General features: G+C 41.6%; 21 protein-coding genes. 4 read left to right on the plus strand and 17 right to left on the minus strand.

The features are described from left to right. Positions 1-16 precede the first annotated feature (16 nt). From rfbC to CRN97_RS07345, 14 genes are all read right to left on the minus strand, one after another. The gene (gene rfbC / locus CRN97_RS07280) at positions 17-598 is read right to left on the minus strand and encodes a dTDP-4-dehydrorhamnose 3,5-epimerase (protein ID WP_074789944.1); all 582 of its coding nucleotides are present in this window, start codon (positions 596-598) and stop codon (positions 17-19) included. Between the two features lie 53 nt (positions 599-651). Further along, entirely contained in the window at positions 652-1,530 is an 879-nt protein-coding gene (gene rfbA / locus CRN97_RS07285; protein ID WP_097076411.1) for a glucose-1-phosphate thymidylyltransferase RfbA, read from the minus strand. Further along, positions 1,531-2,676, minus strand: a complete 1,146-nt coding sequence (gene glf, locus CRN97_RS07290) for a UDP-galactopyranose mutase (protein WP_097076412.1) — start codon at positions 2,674-2,676, stop codon at positions 1,531-1,533. A 1-nt stretch (position 2,677) separates the two neighbouring features. Next, a complete protein-coding gene (rfbB, locus tag CRN97_RS07295; protein WP_097076413.1) occupies positions 2,678-3,763 on the minus strand; it encodes a dTDP-glucose 4,6-dehydratase in 1,086 nt (361 codons plus the stop codon). A gap of 280 nt (positions 3,764-4,043) precedes the next feature. Further along, complete coding sequence (gene rfbD, locus CRN97_RS07300; RefSeq protein WP_097076414.1) at positions 4,044-4,904, minus strand: dTDP-4-dehydrorhamnose reductase; 861 nt, start codon at positions 4,902-4,904, stop codon at positions 4,044-4,046. 39 nt (positions 4,905-4,943) lie between these two features. After that, positions 4,944-6,629 carry a 2-isopropylmalate synthase gene (leuA, locus tag CRN97_RS07305; RefSeq protein WP_074789583.1) on the minus strand — a complete coding sequence of 562 codons (1,686 nt, stop codon included), beginning with the start codon at positions 6,627-6,629 and terminating at the stop codon, positions 4,944-4,946. 32 nt (positions 6,630-6,661) lie between these two features. Further along, complete coding sequence (locus tag CRN97_RS07310) at positions 6,662-6,928, minus strand: HPr family phosphocarrier protein (protein ID WP_097076415.1); 267 nt, start codon at positions 6,926-6,928, stop codon at positions 6,662-6,664. Between the two features lie 14 nt (positions 6,929-6,942). Beyond that, positions 6,943-8,292, minus strand: coding sequence for a phosphoglucosamine mutase (glmM, locus tag CRN97_RS07315; protein WP_033152188.1), 1,350 nt, complete (start codon positions 8,290-8,292; stop codon positions 6,943-6,945). A gap of 1 nt (position 8,293) precedes the next feature. Then, positions 8,294-9,577, minus strand: coding sequence for a CdaR family protein (locus tag CRN97_RS07320; RefSeq protein WP_097076416.1), 1,284 nt, complete (start codon positions 9,575-9,577; stop codon positions 8,294-8,296). Beyond that, positions 9,574-10,443 carry a diadenylate cyclase CdaA gene (gene cdaA / locus CRN97_RS07325; RefSeq protein ID WP_097076417.1) on the minus strand — a complete coding sequence of 290 codons (870 nt, stop codon included), beginning with the start codon at positions 10,441-10,443 and terminating at the stop codon, positions 9,574-9,576. Before cdaA ends, CRN97_RS07320 begins: the two co-directional genes overlap by 4 nt. 30 nt (positions 10,444-10,473) lie before the next feature. Further along, positions 10,474-11,385 (minus strand): hypothetical protein, encoded by a 912-nt coding sequence (locus CRN97_RS07330; protein WP_074789577.1) that lies wholly within the window; start codon positions 11,383-11,385, stop codon positions 10,474-10,476. Positions 11,386-11,399: 14 nt separating this feature from the next. Next, the gene (locus CRN97_RS07335; RefSeq protein WP_074789575.1) at positions 11,400-11,837 is read right to left on the minus strand and encodes a hypothetical protein; all 438 of its coding nucleotides are present in this window, start codon (positions 11,835-11,837) and stop codon (positions 11,400-11,402) included. Between the two features lie 108 nt (positions 11,838-11,945). Continuing rightward, positions 11,946-12,356, minus strand: a complete 411-nt coding sequence (locus tag CRN97_RS07340) for a FeoC-like transcriptional regulator (protein WP_044938876.1) — start codon at positions 12,354-12,356, stop codon at positions 11,946-11,948. Between the two features lie 17 nt (positions 12,357-12,373). Beyond that, positions 12,374-13,111, minus strand: coding sequence for a ComF family protein (locus tag CRN97_RS07345; RefSeq protein ID WP_097076418.1), 738 nt, complete (start codon positions 13,109-13,111; stop codon positions 12,374-12,376). 69 nt (positions 13,112-13,180) lie between these two features. Between CRN97_RS07345 and CRN97_RS07350 the strand changes: the two genes are divergently transcribed. The 3 genes from CRN97_RS07350 to CRN97_RS07360 are packed head-to-tail and all read left to right on the plus strand — an operon-like array spanning position 13,181 to position 16,234. Continuing rightward, positions 13,181-14,560 (plus strand): ABC transporter substrate-binding protein, encoded by a 1,380-nt coding sequence (locus CRN97_RS07350; RefSeq protein ID WP_097076419.1) that lies wholly within the window; start codon positions 13,181-13,183, stop codon positions 14,558-14,560. Positions 14,561-14,564: 4 nt separating this feature from the next. After that, on the plus strand, positions 14,565-15,653 hold the full coding sequence (locus CRN97_RS07355; protein ID WP_179670706.1) for a glycosyltransferase: 1,089 nt from the start codon (positions 14,565-14,567) through the stop codon (positions 15,651-15,653). A gap of 53 nt (positions 15,654-15,706) precedes the next feature. After that, positions 15,707-16,234: a serine O-acetyltransferase gene (locus tag CRN97_RS07360; RefSeq protein WP_097076421.1), complete on the plus strand. Its 528-nt coding sequence runs from the start codon at positions 15,707-15,709 to the stop codon at positions 16,232-16,234. 1,207 nt (positions 16,235-17,441) lie between these two features. Here the strand turns inward: CRN97_RS07360 and CRN97_RS07365 are convergent. Further along, positions 17,442-19,442, minus strand: coding sequence for a right-handed parallel beta-helix repeat-containing protein (locus CRN97_RS07365; RefSeq protein WP_097076422.1), 2,001 nt, complete (start codon positions 19,440-19,442; stop codon positions 17,442-17,444). A gap of 509 nt (positions 19,443-19,951) precedes the next feature. Between CRN97_RS07365 and CRN97_RS07370 the strand changes: the two genes are divergently transcribed. After that, the gene (locus CRN97_RS07370) at positions 19,952-21,229 is read left to right on the plus strand and encodes a flagellar capping protein (protein ID WP_097076423.1); all 1,278 of its coding nucleotides are present in this window, start codon (positions 19,952-19,954) and stop codon (positions 21,227-21,229) included. Positions 21,230-21,349: 120 nt separating this feature from the next. Here the strand turns inward: CRN97_RS07370 and CRN97_RS07375 are convergent, their stop codons facing one another. Together CRN97_RS07375 and CRN97_RS07380 are read right to left on the minus strand one after the other, a co-directional pair. Next, positions 21,350-23,401, minus strand: a complete 2,052-nt coding sequence (locus tag CRN97_RS07375) for a methyl-accepting chemotaxis protein (protein ID WP_097076424.1) — start codon at positions 23,399-23,401, stop codon at positions 21,350-21,352. A gap of 160 nt (positions 23,402-23,561) precedes the next feature. Beyond that, positions 23,562-24,716, minus strand: coding sequence for a CgeB family protein (locus CRN97_RS07380; protein WP_097076425.1), 1,155 nt, complete (start codon positions 24,714-24,716; stop codon positions 23,562-23,564). Positions 24,717-24,798 lie beyond the last annotated feature (82 nt).

A 24,798-nucleotide genomic window follows, 5' to 3' on the forward strand; every position in this document is an offset into this window, starting at 1 on the left:
TATCTCCCAATAAAATCTATGCGTTAATATTTCTCTCTGCGCAGTAATCCTTAAATGATGCGTTTACCTTATCTTTGTCTGAAAGGATTAAATCTGCCTCAGTCATCCCCTCTGGGATTGGCCACTGAACAGCGATATCTGGATCGTTGTACATAAGTCCGCCCTCATCGTTTGGATGATAGAAATCAGTAACCTTGTAGCAGAACTCTGCATAGTCACTGACTACTAAGAATCCATGAGCAAATCCCTTTGGAATCATGAACTGCTTTTTGTTCTCCTCTGAAAGAAGAATTCCATAGTGCTTTCCAAATGTAGCTGATCCCTGGCGGAGGTCAACTGCTACATCATAAACTTCACCTTTGATTACACGAACAAGCTTGTCCTGTGGGAAGTTCTTCTGGAAATGAAGACCACGAAGTACGCCTTTCTTGCTTGCAGACTGATTGTCCTGTACGAATACATAATCAAGTCCTTCAGCCTTCATATCATTTTCGTTGTATGTCTCCATAAAGTATCCGCGCTCATCACCAAAAACCTTAGGAGTGATGACGCAGAGTCCCTCAATACCATTTACATTCTTTTCAACTGTAATTGCCATTTTCTTTATCTATACTCTTTCTAATTTTTTGCTTGATAGTTACAAGCTAGTCTTTATAAACCATTGCTAACGTCTACCAAATATTTACCGTACTCTGTCTTCATGAGTGGCTCAGCAAGCTTAAGAAGCTGCTCCTTGTTGATGAAGCCACGCTTGAATGCGATTTCCTCGATGCATGATACATACATACCCTGGCGCTTCTGGAATGTGCTGACGAACTCAGCAGCTGCAAGAAGCATGTCGTGGTTTCCTGTATCAAGCCATGCAAATCCACGACCAAGTGTCTCAACGTGAAGATTGCCACGATTTAAGTATTCGTTGTTAACAGCTGTGATTTCAAGCTCACCACGTGCTGATGGCTTGATTGTCTTTGCGATTTCTACAACTGAGTTGTCATAGAAGTAAAGACCTGGAACTGCGTAGTTGCTCTTTGGCTGAGCTGGCTTTTCCTCGATAGAAATAGCTACGCCGTTCTCATCGAACTCAACAACGCCATACTCTCTTGGGTCACGAACATAGTAACCAAAGATTGTTGCGCCTGGCTCTGTCTCTGTACGGTGTGCTGCTGTCTGAAGTACTCTAGAGAATGACTGGCCATAGAAAATATTATCGCCAAGTACAAGAGCTACGGCATCTTTACCGATGAAATCTGCACCGATGATAAATGCCTCAGCAAGTCCGTTAGGCTGCTCCTGAACGGCATACTGAATATCCATACCAAGCTGACTACCATCGCCGAGAAGCTCTTCGAATACTGGAAGATCTCTTGGTGTAGAGATGATAAGTACTTCACGAATGCCTGCAAGCATAAGTGTAGACAATGGATAATAAATCATTGGCTTATCATAAATAGGCATAATCTGCTTAGAAATAGCTTTTGTAAGTGGGTAAAGGCGTGTGCCTGAACCGCCTGCAAGAATAATTCCTTTCATTTAAAACTCCTCCTTTACGCAATCCAATGCAGCCATTACCACCTTGTCCATGTCATAGTATTTGTACTGACCAAGACGGCCTCCAAAGATAACGCCTGATTCGCTTGATGCAAGCTTTGCGTAGTCTTCGTAAACTGCATTATTCTTATCGTTATTTACTGGGTAATAAGGCTCAACGCCTGGCTGCCACTCACTTGAGTATTCCTTTGAAATGATTGTGGTAGGCTGTGTACCGAACTCAAAGTGCTTGTGCTCGATGATACGAGTGTATGGCACATCGGCTGCAGTGTAGTTTACAACTGCATTGCCCTGGTAGTTGTCACAATCGATTTTTTCTGTCTCAAATCGAACTGAGCGATATTCCAAATCGCCATAGCAGCTATTGTAATACTCATCAATCTGGCCTGTGAAAACAAGCTTATTCCAAGAAACCTGGCTACCGTCGTTGAGAGTTCCCTCTGTAGACTTTGGTGCGTTTTCAACGCCGCCAACCATGTCGAAGAAATCCTGCTCGAGCACAACATCTGCGCCCTGAAGCATCTTCTCAACAATCTGTGTGTAGCCTCCCATTGGGATTCCCTGGAATCTATCGTTAAAGTAGTTATTGTCGTATGTAAATCTAAGTGGCAATCTCTTGATGATGAAAGCTGGAAGCTCGTCACATGGACGTCCCCACTGCTTCTGTGTGTAGCCCTTTATGAGCTTTTCGTATACATCTGTTCCAACAAGAGAAAGTGCCTGCTCTTCCAAATTCTTTGGCTCTGTAATGTTAAGCTCCTTGATCTGATCAGCAATCTTGGCCTTTGCCTCTGAAGGAGTCTTGATGCCCCACATCTTTGAGAATGTGTTCATGTTGAATGGAAGATTGTAAAGCTCGTCGCCATAAACGGCAACTGGGGAATTGATGTAGTTGTTGAACTCAGCGAACTGGTTCATGTATTCCCAAATCTTTTTGTCGCTAGTGTGGAAGATATGTGCGCCATAAACGTGCACATTGATTCCATCTTCTTCTTTTGTATAAATATTTCCGGCTATGTGAGATCTCTTATCAATTACAAGAACTGATTTACCTCTCTTCATAGCTTCGTAGGCGAAGGTTGCACCAAACAACCCTGCGCCTACTACTAAATAATCATATTTTTTCATATTATTTTCCTGAATACATATCTGTATAGTATTTCTGGTAATCACCGCTTGTTACGTTCTTCATCCACTCCTCGTGCTCGAAGAACCACTTGATTGTCTTCTTGATGCCTTCTTCGAAGCATGTCTCTGGATACCAGCCTACTGCAGCCTTAATCTTGTCTGGAGCGATAGCGTAACGACGATCATGTCCCTTACGGTCTGTAACGTACTTGATAAGGTTCTCAGAAACGAGCTCCTTACGTGGGTCTCCCTCTGGAAGCATCTCCTGAAGTGTATCAAGGATGATGTGGATAATCTGGATGTTCTGCTTCTCGTTGTGTCCACCGATGTTGTATGTCTGGAAGAGCTCACCCTGCTCCTGAACCATATCGATTCCCTTAGCATGATCCTCTACGTATAACCAGTCACGTACGTTCTTTCCATCACCGTATACTGGAAGGTCCTTGCCCTGAAGTGCATTGTTGATGATAAGTGGAATGAGCTTCTCTGGGAACTGGTAAGGGCCATAGTTGTTAGAGCAGTTTGTAATGTTTGCAGGGAACTTGTATGTATCCATGTAAGCCTTTACAAGCATGTCTGATGAAGCCTTTGAAGCTGAATATGGTGAATGTGGATCGTATGGGCTTGTCTCATAGAAGAAAGCGTTGTCATCATCTGGAAGTGATCCATAAACTTCGTCTGTTGAAACGTGAAGGAACTTCTTGCCTTCCTTGAATGTGCCGTCAGGAAGCTCCCAAGCTTCCTTTGCACAGTTAAGCATTACAGCTGTACCAAGTACGTTAGTCTGTACGAAAACTTCTGGGTTCTTGATTGAACGGTCTACGTGTGACTCAGCTGCGAAGTGAACAACTCTATCGATGTCGTTCTCAGCAAAAATCTTGCGGATAGCTTCCTTGTCGCAGATATCAGCCTTTACGAATGTATAGTTGTCGCGGTTTTCAACGTCCTTGAGGTTCTCAAGGTTTCCTGCGTATGTAAGCTTATCTACGTTGATGATACGGATTTCATTATCATATTTCTTAAACATGTAATGAATGTAATTTGAGCCGATGAAACCAGCTCCACCTGTCACTAAATATGTTCTCATTTTAATCTCCTTTTTTGGCGGGCAAATCCCATAGTTATTCTATCTTTTATAGTTCCCATATATATTATCTTTAGGCACGCTTTCGCTATTCTCGTCTCGTAGCGGTACTAAGTTCGGACCTTGTCCTCACTAAGTGCCGACGGCCTCGTAATGCCTGTCAGATAAAATATATGGAAACTACAAAAGTATTTTAGTCTATGATATTTGCCCGATTTAAATCACATTAATAATAATATATTTATTAAACGCGTGAAAAAGGTTTCATGCGTCCATTAACGGTTTATGCGAGGTATTCGCGGAGGGCGTCCTTCCAGTCGGCCATCTTGTAGCCGCTTGTAAGACGAAGCATGAAGTTGTCGAGAATGCTGTAGTGAGGTCTGTCAGCACTAGCTGGATTCATCTTTTTGTATTCCTCACTAGTAACGTGGTTGACCTTTACATTGATGCCCTTAAGCTTGAAGATTTCCTCTGTGAAATCTGCCCAATTTGTGTCACCTTCGCATGTGCCATGGAAAATACCATAGTTTTCTGTAGGCTCAAGGTGGTGAATCATGCGAGCGAGCTCAACTGCAGATGTTGGCGAACCAAGCTGGTCGCAAACAACTGAAAGCTCGTCATGTGTCTCAGCAAGAGAAAGCATAGTCTTAACGAAGTTCTTACCATCGCCGTAAAGCCAAGCTGTACGGACGATAAACCACTTGTCTGCGAACTGCTGAACGAACTTTTCACCTTCGTATTTTGTCTTGCCATAAGCACTGATTGGTGCAGGCTGATCAAACTCTGTGATAGGCTTTGTTTCATTGCCTGAAAAAACATAATCTGTGCTTACATGCACAAGCTTTGCCCCAACCTTTGAAGCTGCGATAGCCAAGTTTCTAGGGCCAAGTGCATTAAGCTTATAAGCAAAATCCCAGTCCTTTTCACAGCCATCTACATTTGTAGCTGCTGCGCAGTTGATGATGACATCTGGCTTCTTATCTTCTACGAAGCTAAGAACTTCTTCCAAATCCATAATGTTGAGTGGAAAAATCTTTTCTCCCTCTACTACGTCTGTGAGTATGAACTCTACTTCATTTCCATACTCTTTCTGAATGGCACGACCAAGCTGGCCGTTGCATCCTGTTACTAAAATCTTTCTCATTTTATTTCCTCTTTAACTATATGCAAATTATTTGCTATTTTAAATGTCTTTAGCTTTTGCTATAAGACGATTATAAGCACTAAACATACTGCGAATTGAGGCACGAGTAATATTTGAGCTTACGCCAACGCCAAATGTGGTGTTGCCATGACGCTCGTCGCGCATCTCGATGTATGCTGCAGCCTTTGCTCCAGAACCTTGTGCTTGAGCAAGTGTATGCTCGGTGTAGTCAATAAGTGAGAAGTCAAGCTCTGGTACGCACTGCTTAATTGCAAGCTTAACAGCATCGATTGGACCATTTCCTTCAGCCTCTGAGTGGAATTTCTCCCCGTGGTAGCTGAAGTCAAGAATAGCAACTGTATCGTCTGTATCCTTGTCGTCCTTGATAACAACATATTCCAGTGTGAGTGGCTCCTTGTTTTCCAAGTACTGAGACTTGAATGCCTCCATAATACGCTGAGGTGTAACCTCGCCGCCCTGCTTTTCTGAAATGTACTGAACAACATCAGCAAATTCACGCTGCATCTTCTTTGGAAGCTTGAAGCCGTAAACTGTATCCATAACGAAAGCAACGCCGCCCTTTCCAGACTGGCTGTTGATACGAACCACTGGCTCGTACTTTCTTCCGATATCGGCTGGGTCGATTGGAAGATATGGCACCTCCCAATACATATTTTGGCGATTGCGCATTGCTGCAACGCCCTTATTGATAGCATCCTGATGTGAACCAGAGAAAGCTGTAAATACAAGCTCGCCTGCATAAGGATGTCTTGCATCGGTAGGCATCTTTGTGACTCTCTCACATACCTCCACGATTTCTTTTATATCATCAAGCTCAAGCTCAGGATTTACTCCCTGAGAGAACATGTTGTAAGCGATTGTAAGAATATCTACATTACCTGTACGCTCACCATTTCCAAGAAGTGTACCTTCCACGCGGTCTGCACCGGCAAGAAGGCCAAGTTCTGTGATAGCAACGCCTGTACCTCTATCGTTATGAGGATGAATTGAGAGGATGATGTTGTCTCTATCTTTGAAGTGAGTGCTCATCCATTCAATCTGGTCTGCATAAACATTTGGTGTGTTCATCTCCACTGTGGCTGGCAGGTTGAAGATGATAGGTGCATCTGTTGCATGATCCCATGTATCCTGAACAGCTGTACAAATATCAAGGGCGAACTCAACCTCTGTGCCTGTAAATGATTCTGGCGAATACTCAAGCTGAAGGTTGCCGTTATAACGGTCAAGTCTGTCCTTTACCATCTGTGTGCCTGCTTTGGCAATTTCGATAATCTCTTCTTTGTCTGCATTGAAAACCACATCTCTCTGGAGAGTTGATGTGGAATTGTAAATGTGGAAAATAACATTTGGTATTCCCTGAATAGCCTCAAATGTGCGGTCAATCAGTTCCTCTCGGCACTGAGAAAGCACCTGCACCTTAACGTCTGAAGGGATTTTATTTTCCTTAACGAGTTGTCTTAAAAAGTCGAACTCGATTTGGCTTGCTGCAGGGAAGCCAATCTCGATTTCTTTGAAGCCAAGTTTTAGTAGGAGGTCGAATAGTTCCATTTTTTCGTCGACATTCATTGGCTCGACGAGGGCTTGGTTGCCGTCACGTAGGTCTACTGAGCACCAAATTGGAGCTTTGGTGATCTGCTTGTTAGGCCATGTACGCTGTGGAAACTCTAACACTGGGTTTGCTTTGTAACGCTTGTAGTTCAACATTATTCTTCCTCCTAGTCTTTAATTATTGTCTGTTATTCTCCTAATCCCGATTCGATAGAATTGACGATATCCTCCAAGGCTGTGGCTTCGTCCTCGCCATCGCAGATGATGGTGATTTCTTCGCCGGCTTTGACGCATGCTCCCAGCACACCAAGTACTGATTTTGCATTCGCCTCGTAATGATTATCAGTTGTAAATGTAACCTTAGCTTTATATTTCATGGCAGTCTCGCACAAGACCCCTGCCGGTCTTAAGTGCAAGCCTGTCGCATTAACTATTTTTACTTTTCTTGAAACCATACAAATATCCTAGTTTATAGCATTGTGTTTGTAATCAATTCAGCGAGTGCATGTGCATCTGCATCGATTTCTTCCTGATTCTTGCCTTCAATCATAACACGAACGAGTGGCTCTGTGCCTGATGGACGGATGAGTACACGTCCTTCGCCAGCAAACTTAGCCTCAAGCTCTCCGATTGCCTTTGCAATCTCAGGATACTCCATGTAGCTTTCCTTCTTGTGGTTTGGTACCTTGGCATTTACAAGGGCCTGAGGTAATACTTCCATGATAGAAGCAAGTTCAGAAAGTGACTTGCCTGTCTCCACAAGAACTCTGAGTAAGTGAAGGGCTGAAAGGAGTCCGTCACCTGTGGTGTTGTCATCTAAGAAAATAACATGACCACTCTGCTCGCCGCCGATATTATAACCGTTTGCAAGCATATTTTCCAAAACATATCTATCGCCAACCTTTGTCGACTCAACATTGATGCCCTGTTCCTTTGCCATCAAAGTGAATCCAAGGTTTGTCATTACTGTAACTACACATGTGTTTTTCTTAAGTGTGCCCTTATCCTTCATGTGCTTTGCACAGATAGCCATTACCTGGTCGCCATCAACAAGACGTCCCTTTTCATCTACTGCAAGCATTCTGTCGGCATCGCCATCGAATGCAAGACCGATGTGAGCGTTTTCTGCAACAACACGTGCCTTAAGTTCATCCATGTGTGTACTTCCGCAGTTTGAGTTGATGTTTGTTCCATCTGGATTGTTGTGGATTGTGATAAGCTCTGCACCCATCTCTGAAAGGCAAGCAACGCTAGTTCTGTAAGAAGCGCCCTCTGCACAGTCGATAACAATCTTTAATCCTGATAAATCGATAGGTACTGTCTGCTTTAAGAAATCAACGTACTCACGGCCAAGGTCGAATCTGAAATCTACCTTACCGATTTCTGCACCAGTTGGAAGGCTGATGCCCTTCATATCGCTTTCGATGAGCTCCTGGATTTCGTCTTCAAGTGCATCTGAAAGCTTGAAGCCTTCGCCATTGAAGAACTTGATTCCGTTGAATTCCATTGGGTTGTGGCTGGCAGAAATAACAACTCCTGCATCTACCTTGTGCTTACGTGTTAAGTAAGCGATTGCTGGTGTAGGTAAAACTCCTACATATACTGCATTTGCACCAACTGAGCAGATACCACTCATAAGTGCTGAAGCAAGCATTGTTCCTGAAATACGTGTATCGCATCCTACGATGATTGTAGGCTGATGTGATGCTTCTTTTGTGAGTACATAAGCGCCTGCCTGACCTAAAGCCTTTGCAAGCTCAATAGTAAGTTCTGAGCCAGCAACGCCTCTGACTCCGTCTGTTCCAAATAATCTTCCCATATTACTCCTCTGAATCTTCTGTTGCCGCTGTTGAATCGCTATTAGTTGTATCTTCGATAACGGTAACTGTCACCGATGTATTTTGAATGGTGACTCCTTCAATATTTTCAAACTGAACAACAACTGTCTGTGATTCGCCAACTGTAAGGTTGGTGCAATCAATAGTGCCCTTGATAGCTGTTGCGTCTAAAGCTGCTAACATATCTGTTGTACCAAACACGTTAACCTGTACCGAAGTAACATCCAGTGAAACTGCAAGTCCTTCAGGTATGTTTATAAGTGAGATGTTGTCCGCGCTGACTGTTGCAGTAGAAGCCGTTTCGCCAGACATCAACACATATATTGTAACCTTTGATGACGAGCCATCTGCCAAAGTGACGCCTTCTGGCAAGTAAGACGAAATGTCTACCGTGGTGGTAAATGAACCTGTCAAATCTGAAAGGTTAATAACTGTATCAGGTATGGTGATAGATGTAACATCATTGAGTGCTGTAACTTCACCTTTTATGCCAACTGATGATGGATCAGTTTTTATTGAATCAAGTGTAAGATGTGGCGATAATGTGCCACTTGTTTTAACTACTAAATCTACTGTTTTGATGTTAGAGAAATTAACACTAACACTAACTGTAGACACTGAAAGTGTGAGTTCCTTTGAATCTACTTCATTTCCTTCGGAATCATAGAATTTAGGAATAACACTTTCTGTAAAGTTGCTTGTAACACCTGTGATGTTTGCAGAAGCAACTACTTTATCAATTGTGGAAACCACATCCTCAGGACCGGTAACTGTGATGACAGTAGGACTGCTTGAAACAGAGTCTACTGTCAGGCCAGCTTCGATTGTGCCTGTAGTCTGTGCTTCGATAACGAATCTTTCCGTCTGCTCATCCTCAAGAACTACATACAGATAGTTTTGCTTGCTAGAAATAGTGATGTAGTTTGCATATGATTTGGCTGCAATTGTAACAGGGATGCGCTCCTCATTTTCCAGACTGTTCATATCTGCTGTGGCAGAGAAATCTGAAGGAGAAAGCTTTTCAATGATAGAACGTTTTGCAGTAACTCGGAAGCTAACTGTGTTAACTCCATCCTTTATCTCATAAAGCTTTCCTGCGCTCTTAAGAACATCCTCGTTGGTAACTGTAACAACAGCTGTGAATGTCCTGGTCTGAGTTGGGTCATCAATATTTACAACTACCAACCACAGCAGGAAAGAAAATACAACTGCTAAAATCTTGAGTCCTACGTCCTTTGTAAGGGCATTAATAATCTTTTGCTTCATGCCATACCTCCTTCCGAAGTATGGGCTGTGCCATCCTCTTCTACGTCAGGATTCTGAATGCGCTTAAGCTCTGCAATAAGCTCATCCTCCTTGACGTCGCGAACGATGCGTCCCTCTCTTGCGTATGATACTGTTCCAGTTTCTTCTGAAACAACGATTGTAAGGGAATCAGAAACCTCACTGATACCAACAGCTGCTCTGTGGCGAGTTCCCAAATCCTTTGATAAAGCCATATTGTCTGAAAGAGGAAGGTAACATGTTGCAGAAACAACTCTGTCTCCTCTGACGATAACAGCACCATCATGAAGTGGTGTGTTTTTCTCGAATATATTGATAAGGAGCTGTCTGGTTACGAGAGCATCCAGACTGATTCCTGTCCTTTCGAATTCTGTAAGCTGCATATCATTTTCCACAACGATAAGAGCGCCCGTTTTAACTGCTCCCATTTCATAGCAAGCAGAAACCATACCGGTAATGGTTGAGTCATCAAATTTCTTTGCACCTGGCTTAAGCAAATTCCAAGTGAAAAGTGATGTGATTTTGCGTCGACCAATTTGCTCCAATGCTCGACGAAGCTCAGGCTGGAACACCACAATCAAAACTGTAACAGCAACTGAGACGAATCTTTCACCTAACCAAAGAATTGTGTTCATCTGGAAGATTGCTGCAAGCAGAAAAAACAGCATGATAAAAATGACGCCTCTAATAAGCATCCAAACCCTGCTGTTTTTCACCCATACCAATAAGTGATATACGAAATATGCAATTATGAAAATTTCAATTACATCTGTAATGGAAACATCTGGAATATTTACATTGAAATAATCATCGATGAAGGCATCTACAGCATTGACAAAATCAACCAATGATCCACTTCCTTACTACCCTGACGGGAATTATATTTTCTTTACCTCTTTTTCTTCTTCTACAATTCTGATTTTTGGTACTGCAGTAACATAATAGTAATAATCATCATCCTCGAACTGAACCTTTTCAATTCGTGAGTAGTCCAAATCAAGAATGAAGTAATTCAAAATGAAACCTACAACTAAGACGATAATATTGCCAAGGATAAGCCCTGGTATTTCTCCCTTTTGGCTAGTGAGCAAAAAGCCTGCAATCATGATAATGAACTCTACGGCTACGCCTGCAAAGTTTGCAACTATCCATGACATATTAATGCTAGCCTGGCGAAGTAAATAAACAACTAAAAACATTGCGACCATAGCAGCTAGGAAGAAGTAGAACATCTTGCTCTTAAGAAGCTGCTCGTTTAATAAAGAAAAAACTGAAACATCGCTAGTCTCATCCAAGATAGCGGCCGCATTAATTTTAATTACGTGTAAGTAGTATGCTGTGACCGTACCACAAATAACTGAGCAAAGCTCGTTGATATTTGACATAAGGCCAGTGCCAAGTGCCATAACATATGGCGAATGGAACGAATAGCACACCGGAACCATTACCATATTGTAAGTATTTTTGCTTCTAAAATATGCACAAACGAGATAGCCAATGACCACCAAAGCTAGTGCAACAAGAGCAACTTGAGCGCCAAGCTCTGCCAAATCAATCAATAAAACTAACAATAAAATGAGGGAAACACCTTGAATTGGGAAAAATGCACTTATAATGGCAATGATAATAGAAACCCAAAGTTGGCTAACTGTATCATTGTAACCAAAATTGGATTTGATGCACATAAGACCTACGAAGGCAATAAGTGCGCTCCATATTTTCAAAAAAATCATTTCTCTAGAGAGAATGAATCTTCTAATGTCATCTCGTAATCTGATAAATGCGTTCATTTTATATTGATCCTTTAGAATATTTCTTCTTTATTTCTAGCAAGTAATGGTTTGGTCTGTTGAGCCTCATCCTCGTACATGAGGTTGAGCTTTGAATATTTGGCTGCCAATTCTTTGATAAGGCGTTTGCCCATTCTGTATTGCTTTGCAGCCCTGCGACGGGTGTTGTGAACATGCACTATGATGTACAAAGCATATGCCAACAGCCCGATTAAAATCATAAGTAGTATGTACATTGTGGTGATATTTTCAAGGACATTGCCGGCGATATACAGAACAATTCCTACGTAAATAACCGCAAAAAATACTGTGCCGGCGAGGAATCCTCCCCAGCCATGTAGAGCTATGTATTCTTTTTTGGAGTAGCGAAGCATAGGCTGATATTCAGGGCCTAATTCCTTTTCGAAAATGGCCATGGATGTCATGTGCTTTACGCGCTCTTCATTTATCATAACAATCCTCTCATCTTTTTACCTAGTAATACAGAATGAGTATAGCATAAAATTGGCTGAAAAAGAAATACCCACTAGCTTTTGCTAGCAGGTATTTGAATTAATGCACTATTTTTCAAGGAAACGCATCTTATTTTTATTATCTGGTTTTTTCTTTGGCTCCTCAATTGGCTTTGGTTTTTCAATAGATTGAGCTAGAGAATTTGCCATAGTATTTTTACAATTTTCGCAGAATCTACCGGTTTTGATACTAGCGCCACAGTTTTCGCACTCGATACCGATTGGTGAATCGTCAGTAAACTGTAATCTTTCCTCACGAATCCACTGACGAAGCTGATTTGTGCTAACTTCATTATCTTCTGAAATCTGCTGAATGCTAGCACGTGGATTATCCTGGATATAACTCTTTACCTCCTGGAACTTCTTCTCCAAATCGTCGCGACATGCAGGGCACATGTTAGGATTGCCTCCTATATAATTGAACAATCTGCCACAAGTTCTACAATTACGTACCTCCATAGATGATTCCTCCTACTTTAGTCGCTGCACTCGCCAATGCAGACGCACATACCAAATACCTCTTTTACTCCCCCGCTCTTCAACACCCTGGCCACTTCGTCCATCGTTGTGCCAGTTGTGTAAATATCATCAACTATAAGTACTTTTCTAAATTGTACAACATTTTCCGTTAGTATAAAAGCTTTTAACAGATTTTTCTTTCTTTTTGTACCGTTTAGCTCCTTCATCGCAACAGTATCTCTTTCTCGTTTCACAATTTTATCTGCTACAGGAATTCCTGTTACGTTGCTTAACGCCTTTGCAAATACCACTGCCTGGTTGTAACCGCGCTTATTTTCTTTAGGTCCATACATGGGCACTGGTACTATTGCTTCTACATTATTTGCCATTAGCCAGCTGCCATAATTTTTTAATGCGTGAGTTGCAAAAACTTTGCCGTAACATCTCCTATTAGAATACTTGAAACGATACATGGCCTCCTTCATTCCGCCTGTGTACCTAAATACTGCTTTTGCCTGATCAAAATGATGCTTATTCTCTTTACAATTATTACAAAATTCTTCTGATGGATTATTGATTGGTCCTCCGCATTTTATGCAATAAGTGCCACCTACCAGTTTCACTTTTGGTGCGCATCCCTTACAGATTCCCATATCTTTTTCTATTTTTAATAAAACTTTATCGCAAGCCACACATCGTTTTGGATATAATAACTCTAGGCAAAAGTCTATAATACCTTTGTCGAATTGTTTCATAAGACTCCTATTTGACTAATTTGGGATTTCTAATTATTATTTAGTAACTGAATCTTTGAAAGGAATAATATGAAAAAAAGATTTTTAAGCATAGCATTAGCTGCTACTCTCGGTCTTTCAACAGTTGCCTGTGGAAGCAACAACGAATCCGAGTCTGAAAAAGAAGTTAATGAAGAATCCACCGAGGATTCATATCAATATAATATATCAGCACTCCTATCCGAAGACAATACCTACAATGAAAATCTACTAAAGGGCTTTTCTGATGCCCTTTCAGATTATCTCGGTGATGAGCACTTTGTAATCACTACATCTTCCGTATCAGAGGATGCAAGCAGTGACAATATTGCAAACACAGCTGTTAAAAATGGTTCTGATATGATTTTCACCGCTGGAAAGCAAACACTTTCATCAGCTACATCCGCTACAGATACCATTCCAATCATCGCCACTGGAATTATCGATTTCAAGGGCACACTTAGAATCGCCAGCCTTGATGGTAAATCCTGGGACAAAACTACAGGCAAAAATGTTACTGGTATCAGCAGCAAGCCAAGCATCGTTGACCAGGTATCTCTTATGATAGAAGCAACTGACGATTTACAGACTGTCGGCATTTTCTTCTCACCAGAGGACACCGATGCCATCTATCAGAACGAGATTTTCGAAGCATATCTGGATCAGGCCGGAATTCCTTGGAAGGAATATTTGATTCCAGCATCTGATACAGCAACAGATTATGCATTGGAGGAAGAAGAACAAAATTCCACAGCTTTGACTCCTAGTAAATTCGTTGCATTCTCTGCAAAAGAGGGAATGGATAATAATGTAGTTGCTCTTAACGAAGACTCTGTTTTAGGTTTGAATTCACCATCATCTACACGAGTTGCCCTTCAGTCAGATTTCTGGACTGGTGGCAAGGTAGTTCGTACATCAAGCAAGGTCGATGATGAGACTTCGGAGTACGAGGAAGAATCTGCTGAATCGACTGATTCGACAAGTGCTTCATCTGAGGAATCGGAAGAAGAAATCACTCTAGAGTCTCGCATCCAAGAAGCATGCGATGAATGTTCAGCAATCTACATCCCATTTGGCAGCATGCTTACAGACCAGATGGATATTATCGGAGAAATCGCTACAGACGAAAAGGTCACAGTTGTTGCTGGCGACACAACAATCGGTGAAAATGCACTTGTAACTCTTTTCTCTGACCCATATTCACTTGGATATGCCGCCGGTAAAAAAGCAGTACGTGTCTTCAACGGCGACGATATTACAACAATCAAAATCGGCTACGGCAGCTCAGATGATTCAGTTAAGCTATACAATGGAAAAATCGCTGAGGAGTTTGGAATGGAATTTCCTAAGTCATTCAGCGAAATTGACGAATTTTTAAGCACATATGTGTACGGCAGCAATACCGCCCGCTATTCTATTGCAGGAGAATAAATTCATGATTTTACATGTAATCAAATCCAAAATATATTCAGGGGCAGAAAATGTTGTCTGTCAAATTATAAAAGGTCTTTCTGATTGTGAGGAGTTCATTTATATGGCTCCTCATGGTCCTATAGAGGACAAGCTCAAATCTATCGGTCTTTACGACAATTACTACGGCATCGATAAGCTCGATGTTGCTTCAATAAAGACAGCTGTTGAAAAGTTTCATCCGACAGTGGTTCATGCCCACGATTTCACAGCCAGCGTTCTTTGTGCTTTTGCGCTTAAGGGCAGCGTGCCAATCATTTCCCATCTACACAACAATCCACCATGGATTCAAAAATTTCATTATAAGACCATTTCTTATTTGATGGCCTGCAAGTATATCGACCATATTTTGATGGTTTCCGATGCTGTCAGAGATGAGTATCGCTACACCAGCAAGCTTAAATGCCCTATCACCATCGTGGGAAATCCTTTTTCTGTGGATGGGGTGAAGGCTCAGGTGAAGCAGGAGCTTTTCAGCGTAGGTTCGGGTGGCGCTTCGGCCGAGGCTGGTGCGGAGTTCCAGTGCTACGACAGTGATTTACTATTTGTGGGACGTCTTACTGAGCAAAAGAATCCTATGCTTGTGCTCGAGGTTGCTAAAGAGTTAGCTGAAGCCGGACTAGTGAAGCGAGTTCGAATTGTAGGTGATGGCGAGTTGATGCCAGAGCTTCAGCAATTTGTTGCTAATGCAGGGCTTTCTGATGTGGTTGTATTGGAAAGATTCAAAAAGAATTCTTATGACTATATGGCATGCACAGAAGTTTTAATGATGCCTTCTAAGTGGGAAGGTTTCGGCCTTGTTGCTTTAGAAGCTATGTCTCTTGGAGTTCCCGTTGTCAGCACAAATAACGGCGGCCTTGTCAAAATCATGGATGACAGCTGTGGCTTTGTTTGTGATAGTAAGGAGGAATTTGTTGCTGCTATCACATCTCTTTTGACTGATGCGGATTTATATGCTAGCAAATCTTCTGGTGCAACCAAGCGTGCCATGGAATATAATAATATCGATGAGTATTGTGGAAAGCTGCTAGACATTTACAGATCATTTCAATAGAAGGTATGATGGCAGTCGCAATGCTGTTTAACAATCATTATTGGAGATAATTTATGACAAAAAAAGAATACAAGGAATTACTCAGAAGTGATTTTTTAAGATATTCAAATGATGATACTTTTATCGGCCGTTTCAAAGCCTATAAAATGAAGCCTGGCTATGCTTGGAGCTACTGGTACAGAAAGCTCTGCTACCAGAATTCACATAGCTGGATGAAGCCTCTGGCCTTCATCACCAGGCTTCGCTTTCATAGTGTTGCTGTTAAATATGGTATCGATATTCCAAGCCACATCAAGCAGATTGGGGCGGGGTTCATGATTGATCATTTTTCATGCATCGTCATTCATGTGGATGCTGTCATCGGAAGTGGCGTCACAATCCGCCAGGGCTGTGTAATAGGCACAAACGGTCGCGGCGTTCCAGTCATTGAAGATGGCGTAGACATCGGCGCCGGGGCAGCAATCATCGGGCCTATCACTGTAGGCAAGGGTGCCCGCATCGGAGCCAATGCTGTAGTTGTTCACGATGTTCCTGCCGGAGCCACTGTCGTGGGAAATCCAGGGCATGTGGTGAGCAAATAGTGGCGCCTCGGACGATTGTTATTCGTCGTGGTTCGATAGGATGACTATATATTTTCATATCTTTCGGCTTTTATAGTCTCCTTTTTTTGTTCTGACTATATATTATTCATGTTATTGAATTTTATAGTGCATTTAGTAGTGATATGACTATATATTTCTGTGTTGAGTGGGAATATATAGTCATTTTTGTTGTAATCTGACTGTTTCTGACTATATCTTTTTATTAGTTTTAGTATATATAGTCATCTTGACTCTTTTGGACTATATCTTTTTAAATTCTTTAGATTTATATAGTAATACTTGCTCTTTTGGACTATATCTCTTCAGCTTTTCTTGTTTATATAGTCACAAATTGCTGTGTAATACTATATATTTATCTATTGTGTGGGAAATATAGTCATTTTTGTTGTGTTCTGACTGTTTACGACTATATCTTTTTAAACTCTTTAGATTTATATAGTTATGAAGGCTGATTTTTACTATATATCTTCAGCTTTTCTTGTTTTATATAGTCATAAGCTGCTGTGTGGGACTATATATTTTTCTATCGTGCGCGAAATATAACTTCTTGCTGACAGAAAAATGAAATTGTCAGCAAGAATCCTGCTTTGCAGGACAAGAAAATAGATGAATCTATTTTCTTGGTATTTACGATTTCTGTTTTTCTGATGAAAAACAAAAATCTATAGTCATTTGCTATAAGATTCGGCTAATCTGCAATCTTATAGCATTTTCTTTTTGGGATTTGCTATAAGTTTGAGCAATCCAGTAATCTTTTAGCTGTTTTTTAGTAGTGTTTGCTATAAGTTTGAGCAATTCTCTAATCTAATAGCAGATTTTCTCAGCTTTCTGCTATAATCTCAGGCTTTTTCCATATCATATAGCAACTCGGTTTCTATTTCTGCTATAGATTTAAGTTTTTCCCAATTCTTATAGCAACTCAAATTCTATTTCTGCTATAGATTTAAGCTTTTTCCAGTTCTTATAGCAACCCGGATTCTATTTCTGCTATAGATTTAAGTTTTTCCCAATTCTTATAGCATTTCATCTTCTATTTCTGCTATAGCTTTAGGGCTTCCTTGATTCTTATAGCAACCCCACTCTTATTTCTACTATAAAATCAGGAAAAGCCCCTTATATATAGCAAAAGGCCAGCCCGTATGCTGGCCGAAGCACAAGAGAATTCAAATGTGCTTAAAGGAATATATTAGTCTGCGTACTCAGATACTGTGATTGTGTATGAGCTTGTGCCCTCTACGTATACAGTGCCGTCTGCACCAACGATTGAAACTGTGTTTCCGTCTTCATCAACGATAGTTCCGTTGTTTGTAAGTGATGTGAGAACTGAGTCGCCTGTAACGATCCACTTAGATGAAGAATCGATTGTAAGATTTGCGTAGCCGTCGCCGCCGTTGCCTGCAGCTGACTCATCATCGATGAATGCACCTGTAAGAACTGAACCATCTGTCATTTCCATATCAAGTGTTGAGATTGTATCCCAGATGATATCGCCTTCCATTTCCTGGTTGATAGCTGTGAATGTGCACTGTGCTCCGTTCTCTCCGCTTGTTCCCCAACCTCTCTGGTTAGCGTTTCCTGTAACCTTAAGGAAGAAGTCATTTTCATCAGCGTATGTGATGTCAACGTTTTCAAGAACGAATGTTGACTCTGTATTTGTTGTGTAGAACATACCGCCATTCTTTGCAGTGATGCTGCCGCCTGTCATAGAGAATGTAGAGTTACCTACTTCTGAATCACCTGACATTGACTGGTAAAGGATGATGTTCCAATCGCAGTCGTTCTGCTCACTTGTTGGAATGTTACCTGTTAAGTCGCAATCTGTAAGTGTAAGTGAGTTGAGACCTTCGATACATACGGCCTCAGCGCCTGTTGCTGTAAGTGTTGCATTTGAGATTGTGATATCTGCTGTACAGTAAACTGCTGGTGAGCCTGTACCGTTTGATGTGTATGTACCACCATCAACTACCATTGTTCCGCCGCCTCTGTCTGAACGGATTGCAGCTGAAGATTCGCCGTTTGTTTCAATTGTGTTGTCGTTAGCGTAAAGTGTTCCGCCGCCTGCAACGTGGATACCACCTGATGTGTTCTGCTGTGTTGTGATTGTTGAATTAGATACATAAGCCACACCATCGCCATATGCGAATACGCCAGCACCACCTGCTGCATCTGAGTCAATAGTCACATTGTCAACTGTAAGTGTTCCACCTGTAGTTAAAAGAGTAGCGCCAACTCCGTAAAAACTAGAATTGTCGCCACCTGTGCTGTCATCTGAAGTTCTTGTAATTGTTGAATCCTTAACTGTAACTTCACCATCTGTTACAAGGATTGCATTTTCATCAGTGCCTGTAGAGGCGATTGTCTCGCCCTCTACAGTCTCATCTGCATTGTACTCATATAATGCTGAGTATGTAATGTCTGCAGCTGATGTCATGTTTCCACCTGGCTGACCCATGGCTGACTGAGTACCACCAAGAATTTCTACTGATTCTACATTTCCGTCTGCATCGAATGTAACTGCAACCTGTGTGCCTACTTCGATGTCAGAGAATGAAATTTGAGCCTGAGCATTTCCCATATCTGCTGGTGCTTCCCCGTCACCTGATGGAGCTTCGCCCTCTGCTGATGCCTCACTGTCTGCTGGTGCTTCGCCATCGCCTGATGGTGCTTCGCCCTCTGGCTTGTCACCTGAAGGAGCTTCACCGTCTGGTTTATCTCCTGCTGGAGCCTCACCAGCTGCTGGTGCCTCAGCGCCTGCCTCTACTGTAGCTTCTGTCATTGCTGTATCATCTGAAGAATCCTCTGTAGCCTCTGTATCTTCTGTTGTCTCTTCATCTGTAGTTTCTTCTGTTGTTTCCTCTGTTGTCTCCTCTGTAGACTCTTCTGTTGCCGCATCATCTGGCTTTGTAGGAGCTTCGCCATCACCTGATGGAGCTTCACCGCCGCCTGCCATTGCCATAGAGTAAGTTGTGCTGTCGCTAACTGTGATGTCTGCTGTTTCCTCACCCAATGTAAGTTCATTGTTTTCATAAGTTCCTACGGTGATTGTAAATCCCGTATCACTGACTGCTGTCACCTCGCCATAGATAGTTTCACTGGCATAAGCTGTTGTGGAATCTGATCCGCAAGCTATCAATGAGCCACAAGCAAGTGCTGCAGTCATCATTAATGCAGTAAGTCTTTTCCTCATTTTATGTCCTCCGTTATCTGCATCGGGTTTCCCCAATGGTCAATATTTATCTGCGCTCCAACCTCAGCGCGTTACGTGTTATAGTTAACCACCGCATTGTGAAAATTCTCCCGTGCATATTGTGAATATCAGGTGATGATTACTAGAAACTTTCTGAACACATCTTTACGAAAAGATATTGTCATGTTACTATCATTCAAATTTCAAAGAGTCATCTAGGTATTTTTCAGATTATTCTATAAGCCTGTAGTTCACAAACTCTGATAATTCTTAAGCGAGACATGTCGTCGAGCGAAGAATTCATCAGGTTTGTGAACGTAACAGGCGTACTAGGCTAGCCAGTGTCTACATATTGTGAATAATCTGAAAATAAATCTAAATCTATGGGGTTTTCAAATAGTTTGACTTGTGGTATTATGATAGTAACTATAAATATCGAAATCTTTGCCCTGGCGTAGACAAAGGATTGTCGATGACTCAATTTTCAAGGAAGAAAGGAGGGGCGTCTTATGGCACGCATTGATGCTGCGTATAATTATTTCATGACGACCTATGGTAATAACATAGGATCACGCTACGAATCTCATAAGAAAAGCGAACTACGCGACACTTACAACAAAATAGTTAAGGCGAACAAAGAAGCTCCTCTGTACAAGATAAATGATTCTGAGGACATCGGTCAGTTTGCAATTGATATTAAAGAGCACGCCAATGCTATGACTCTTTCGGTATCAAATTTGACTTCCACCGGCGAGGATATTTCTTCTGTTTTAGAGAAGCGCATTGCATCTTCATCAGATCCAAATTCTGTTGATGTGCTTTACGTCGGCGATAGCACGGATGGTGCTGAGGATTTCACAATCCAGGTTGATGCGCTTGCAAAGCCTCAGGTGAACACTGGCAACTTCCTTCTCTCAGAGGGACATGATTTTGAAGAGGGCCAGTACTCATTTGATTTGGATATTCGAAATCATTCATATGAGTTCCAGTTCAATGTAAATAAGAACGAAACCAATCTTACCGTTCAGAATAAGATTGTACGTTTGCTTAATACTTCAGATGTAGGCTTAAGCGCAAAGTTACTTTCAAATGACAGAGCCGGAAGCAAGGCTATACAGATTGTTTCCAAGTCTACTGGTGTTGCAGATGATGAAAACACATTGTTTAATATCTCATCATCAATCTCTTGGAGAGAGCTAAACATCCTTGGAATTGACAATGTTACACAGCAGCCTTCCAATTCAGATTTCAAGCTGAATGGAGTTTCGCATCAGTCATTATCCAATACCTTTACAGTAAACAAGACCTACGAGCTTATTCTGAAGAGGCCATCCAACGGTGAAGTTAGCATCGGTCTTATGAACGATACTGAAGCTCTTTCAAAAGGAATTACACAGCTGTTGGATAGCTACAATGGTATGCTTGATATTGGATTGAAGTACAACGAAGCTCATCAGAATCGTACACTTTTCAATGAGATATCTTCCATTGCAAAGAATGATGCAAGCGAGCTTGCCGCTGTAGGAATTCAAAGTGATTCTATGAATCACCTCTACTTAGATAAAGATGTTTTATCCGATGTGATTAACAGCGAAAATAAAGAAAGCGCTTTTGAAACTCTTAACAACCTTAAGAATTCAATTTCAAAAGCTGCATCGAAGGCCTCTATCAATCCGATGAACTATGTTGATAAATCGATTGTAGAGTACAAGAATCCTGGTAAGACTCTTAGCGCACCATATGCGTCAAGTGCTTACTCCGGTATGATGATGAACTACGGATTATAGGATATTAAAAATCCCCTGTAATTCACAAGCTCTTAGGTTTCTCAAATGAGACGTGTTGTCGAATTGAGAAACACTAAGGCTTGTGAATGTAACAGGGGATTTTCCATTATTGATTATCCATTATTCTGCATCATCCTTGAAGAATTCCATCTCCTGGTTCAGCTTGATTGCGATGTCTTTCAAATCGTCGGCTGAATTAGCAAGGCTTGCAACTGTAGCAGAAAGCTCCTGTACAGATGCGCCTGTAGTTTCAGATGAAGCAGCATTCTCTTCTGAGATTGCTGAAAGTGATGACATAGCGTCTGATACAACATCGTTGGAGGTTACGCATGTAGATGCACCGCCGGCGATATCTCTAATACCATCAACTGTTCCATCAATATCTTCAAGCATTCCATTTACAGATTCAAGTGTGCCGCCGATAGCTTCCTGTTGTTCAAGATTGCCCTGCTTAACAAGATTTGCTGCCTCTACGGCTGCTTCTGCCTGCTTCAACAACTCATCCATCTCTGTACGAATATCCTGCGCCATGCTATCAGAATCGTCGGCAAGCTTTCTAATTTCCTCTGCAACGACGGCGAATCCCTTACCTGCTTCACCAGCACGAGCTGCCTCAATAGAAGCATTCAAAGAAAGGAGGTTTGTCTGAGCAGCAATGCCTGAAATGCCTTCAACTCGCTCGTTAATATTTGCGACAGCATTCTGGGTAGCAGAAATTGTTCTGGCAATCTCCTCGATTTTAGCTGTCATGTCGCTACTAGAATTCTGAAGACTAACAAGTGATTTACTGGATGTCTGTGATGCTTTCTTCATTCTGCCAGCAAGGCTTTCAACATTATCTGTGGATGACTGAACACCGCCAACTGCATCTGTAATCTTGCCAACATTTTCTGCTGCTTCCTGAATCTCCTCAGCCTGCTGTACAGCACCTGTTGCGATTTCCTGGACTGCATTTGCAACCGTATCTGTTGTGGCTGCAATCTGATTTGCCATGTCCGCCAAATCCTCGGAAGAAACTGTAACTGTTGAAGCCGATTGCTTAATAGCGGCAACTATGCTTCCCAATTTTTCGATAACGGAATTGGTGCTTCGAACAATTTCACCGAATTCGTCTTTACGTTTTGCATATCCGTCAATCTTCTTGAATCGACCATCGGCAAGCTTTGTGATGGTATCAGTTACTGCCATGATTGGTTTTGTGAAGCTTGTTGCAACTACGAGGGAAATAACTATACCAAGAATCAGCATTATTGTTCCAATTATCACTATGATAAATGCTGATCTAATTGCTGATGCCATGATTTCGTTTCTAGTTTTTGAAACCACAACATAGTATCCACTGATAGGTTCTTGTTCCCAGGACATATATGTGATTTTACCATCAAATGTTGATGTAATCAGGCCACTTGTTTCAGTGGAAGAAACAAACTCATATCCGCTTAAATCATATTCATCCTCTGGGCTGATTTCGAACTGAGCATGTGCAACCATCATACCTTTTGTATCAGCGATGTAACCGTCGCCAACATTTTCAGCAAGGAATTCATGAAGCACATTTAAGTCAAAGCTTCGCTGAACTGTACCAATCACCTGAGTGTGGGCTTCGTTGTAAATTGGTACGCAAATGATTGTTATTCTATTTCCAACACTCTTGCTGACAACAACATCAGATATAGCTGGCTTCCCAGTTGTAACGGCCTGAACAAAGTAATCTCTGTCTGATATGTTTGTAAGCTCTGCTCTATCACTACGAACCAGCTGGTCGCCAGAAACCTTGCTAATGATGATATTCTCATTGCCATCGTTCATGTACTCATTTAGCGCGTCAAGCTGTCCCATCACAGAAGAATCCGGAACTGCCTGTCCTTCTGTGCCATAGGATTCAACAAAAACTATCGTACTAGGAGAAGTTGCAATTGCCTCCAACATGGATGTATTTTTCTCAACAATTTCAGCAAATTTTGCCTCAACAACTCGTGCATTAGAATTTAAAAGTTCCAGCGCATCCGCCTCCGCTTTCGAGGTAGAGCTGTTGTAGCTGATAATGATAGAAATTAATAATGGCACAGCCACCAAAGCAGCCATCAAAAGAATTAGTTTCGTTTTAATGCTATCCTTTGGGTTAATGCCACCAGCTAGATTTTTATTAGACTTTTTTTGCACCTTACTCATAGAAACCTCCTTAGTCAGTCATTAAAATAAAGAAAAATTTCTATATTGATTTTATTATGTGCATAATTAAATTGTGTGTAATAATTATAAATTTTTTGTGAAAATACATTTTTATAAAAATTGAGTGTAAAAAAGCACATCTTATCGATGTGCTCTTAGTCTATATCTGTTCTAGCATTTCCTTGATTCTGGCTTCGTAAGTGCAGGCTTCCCTGACGTACTCCTGTCCAGCTGCTGCAATGCGCTCTCGCTCTCCGTCATGCTTTAGATAGAAATCCACTTTTTCGTATAGATCTTCATTATTGTAGTACCAAACCAAGTGCTTTTCATTTTCAAAGAACATTGGTAGCTCCGCCTGAAAGTTTGTCAGACAAAATCCTCCGGCTCCTAAAATATCGTAAACACGAAGTGGCACTCCGCTTTTGATATTTGGAATGGTCATGTTTAGATTGATTTTGGACTGGTTAAATACCTTTGGCATCTCGCTCCAATAATCAACGCTGCCCTTGTAGTTTACCCGGAGCAAATCCCTGGTAAATGAGTTGGTGTAGATGCTCACATCATGATGTTTTGACAAGTCGATTAAGATTCGTCTGCGCTGCTTTTGAGCTATTTTGAAGCCCAAAGTTGTTACTGAAAATATTAGGTTTAGGTCCGAAAGCGAGTCTTCCGATTTTTCCAGTTCAAAATAGTTTTCAAGCTCCATGAGGATTTCCGGGGTGAGCATCCTGTCGATGATGTTGACTCCCATCAAATCACGCTGAGCTTCCATGGTTGCCTCGAAATATCCACGGAGATACTCTGGCAAAGTATACTCCATTTTGTCGTAAGAATTCTTTTCATATAGAGAGCCTACGAAGCTGATTTCGTTTTTGTAGGCCTCCAAATCTGTTGAGTTGACGAACAGATAATCAAGTCTGTTGCAATCCACGGCCAGTGGGAGATGATAAACGTGCTCCACTCCCATGCCACGGAATTCCTCTACATTTGTCAGGTCAAACAGGAAAATGCGATTCACGTCGTTAAAAACTGACTTATGATACATAGAAATCAGCGGGTTATCGCAGCTCCAGCAAACGTAGCGTAGGCCCTGCTCCTGGCAAACATTTGAAATCAGAGGGAAGTAATTCACTGTGAAGAAAAAGTCATAATTTCCAGCCTTAATCATGTCTCGAAGCTTTTCTGCGAACTCTTCATCTACATCATAATTGAGGAGGTCCTGATAAACCTCCTCAACTTCATAACCTAGAGTCTCGAATGTGTGCTTAATGTCTTTGTAATTGTATGCTTTCCAGCGATACATCAAAATCTTCATATTGTTCTCATACCTTTAATCCGCTAGTTACGCCTACAAGCCTACTGATTTCTCCGTTCGATAACATATCTCACTTGAGAAA

Source organism: Pseudobutyrivibrio ruminis DSM 9787, assembly GCF_900218035.1.
Taxonomy (GTDB): Bacteria; Bacillota; Clostridia; order Lachnospirales; family Lachnospiraceae; genus Pseudobutyrivibrio; species Pseudobutyrivibrio ruminis.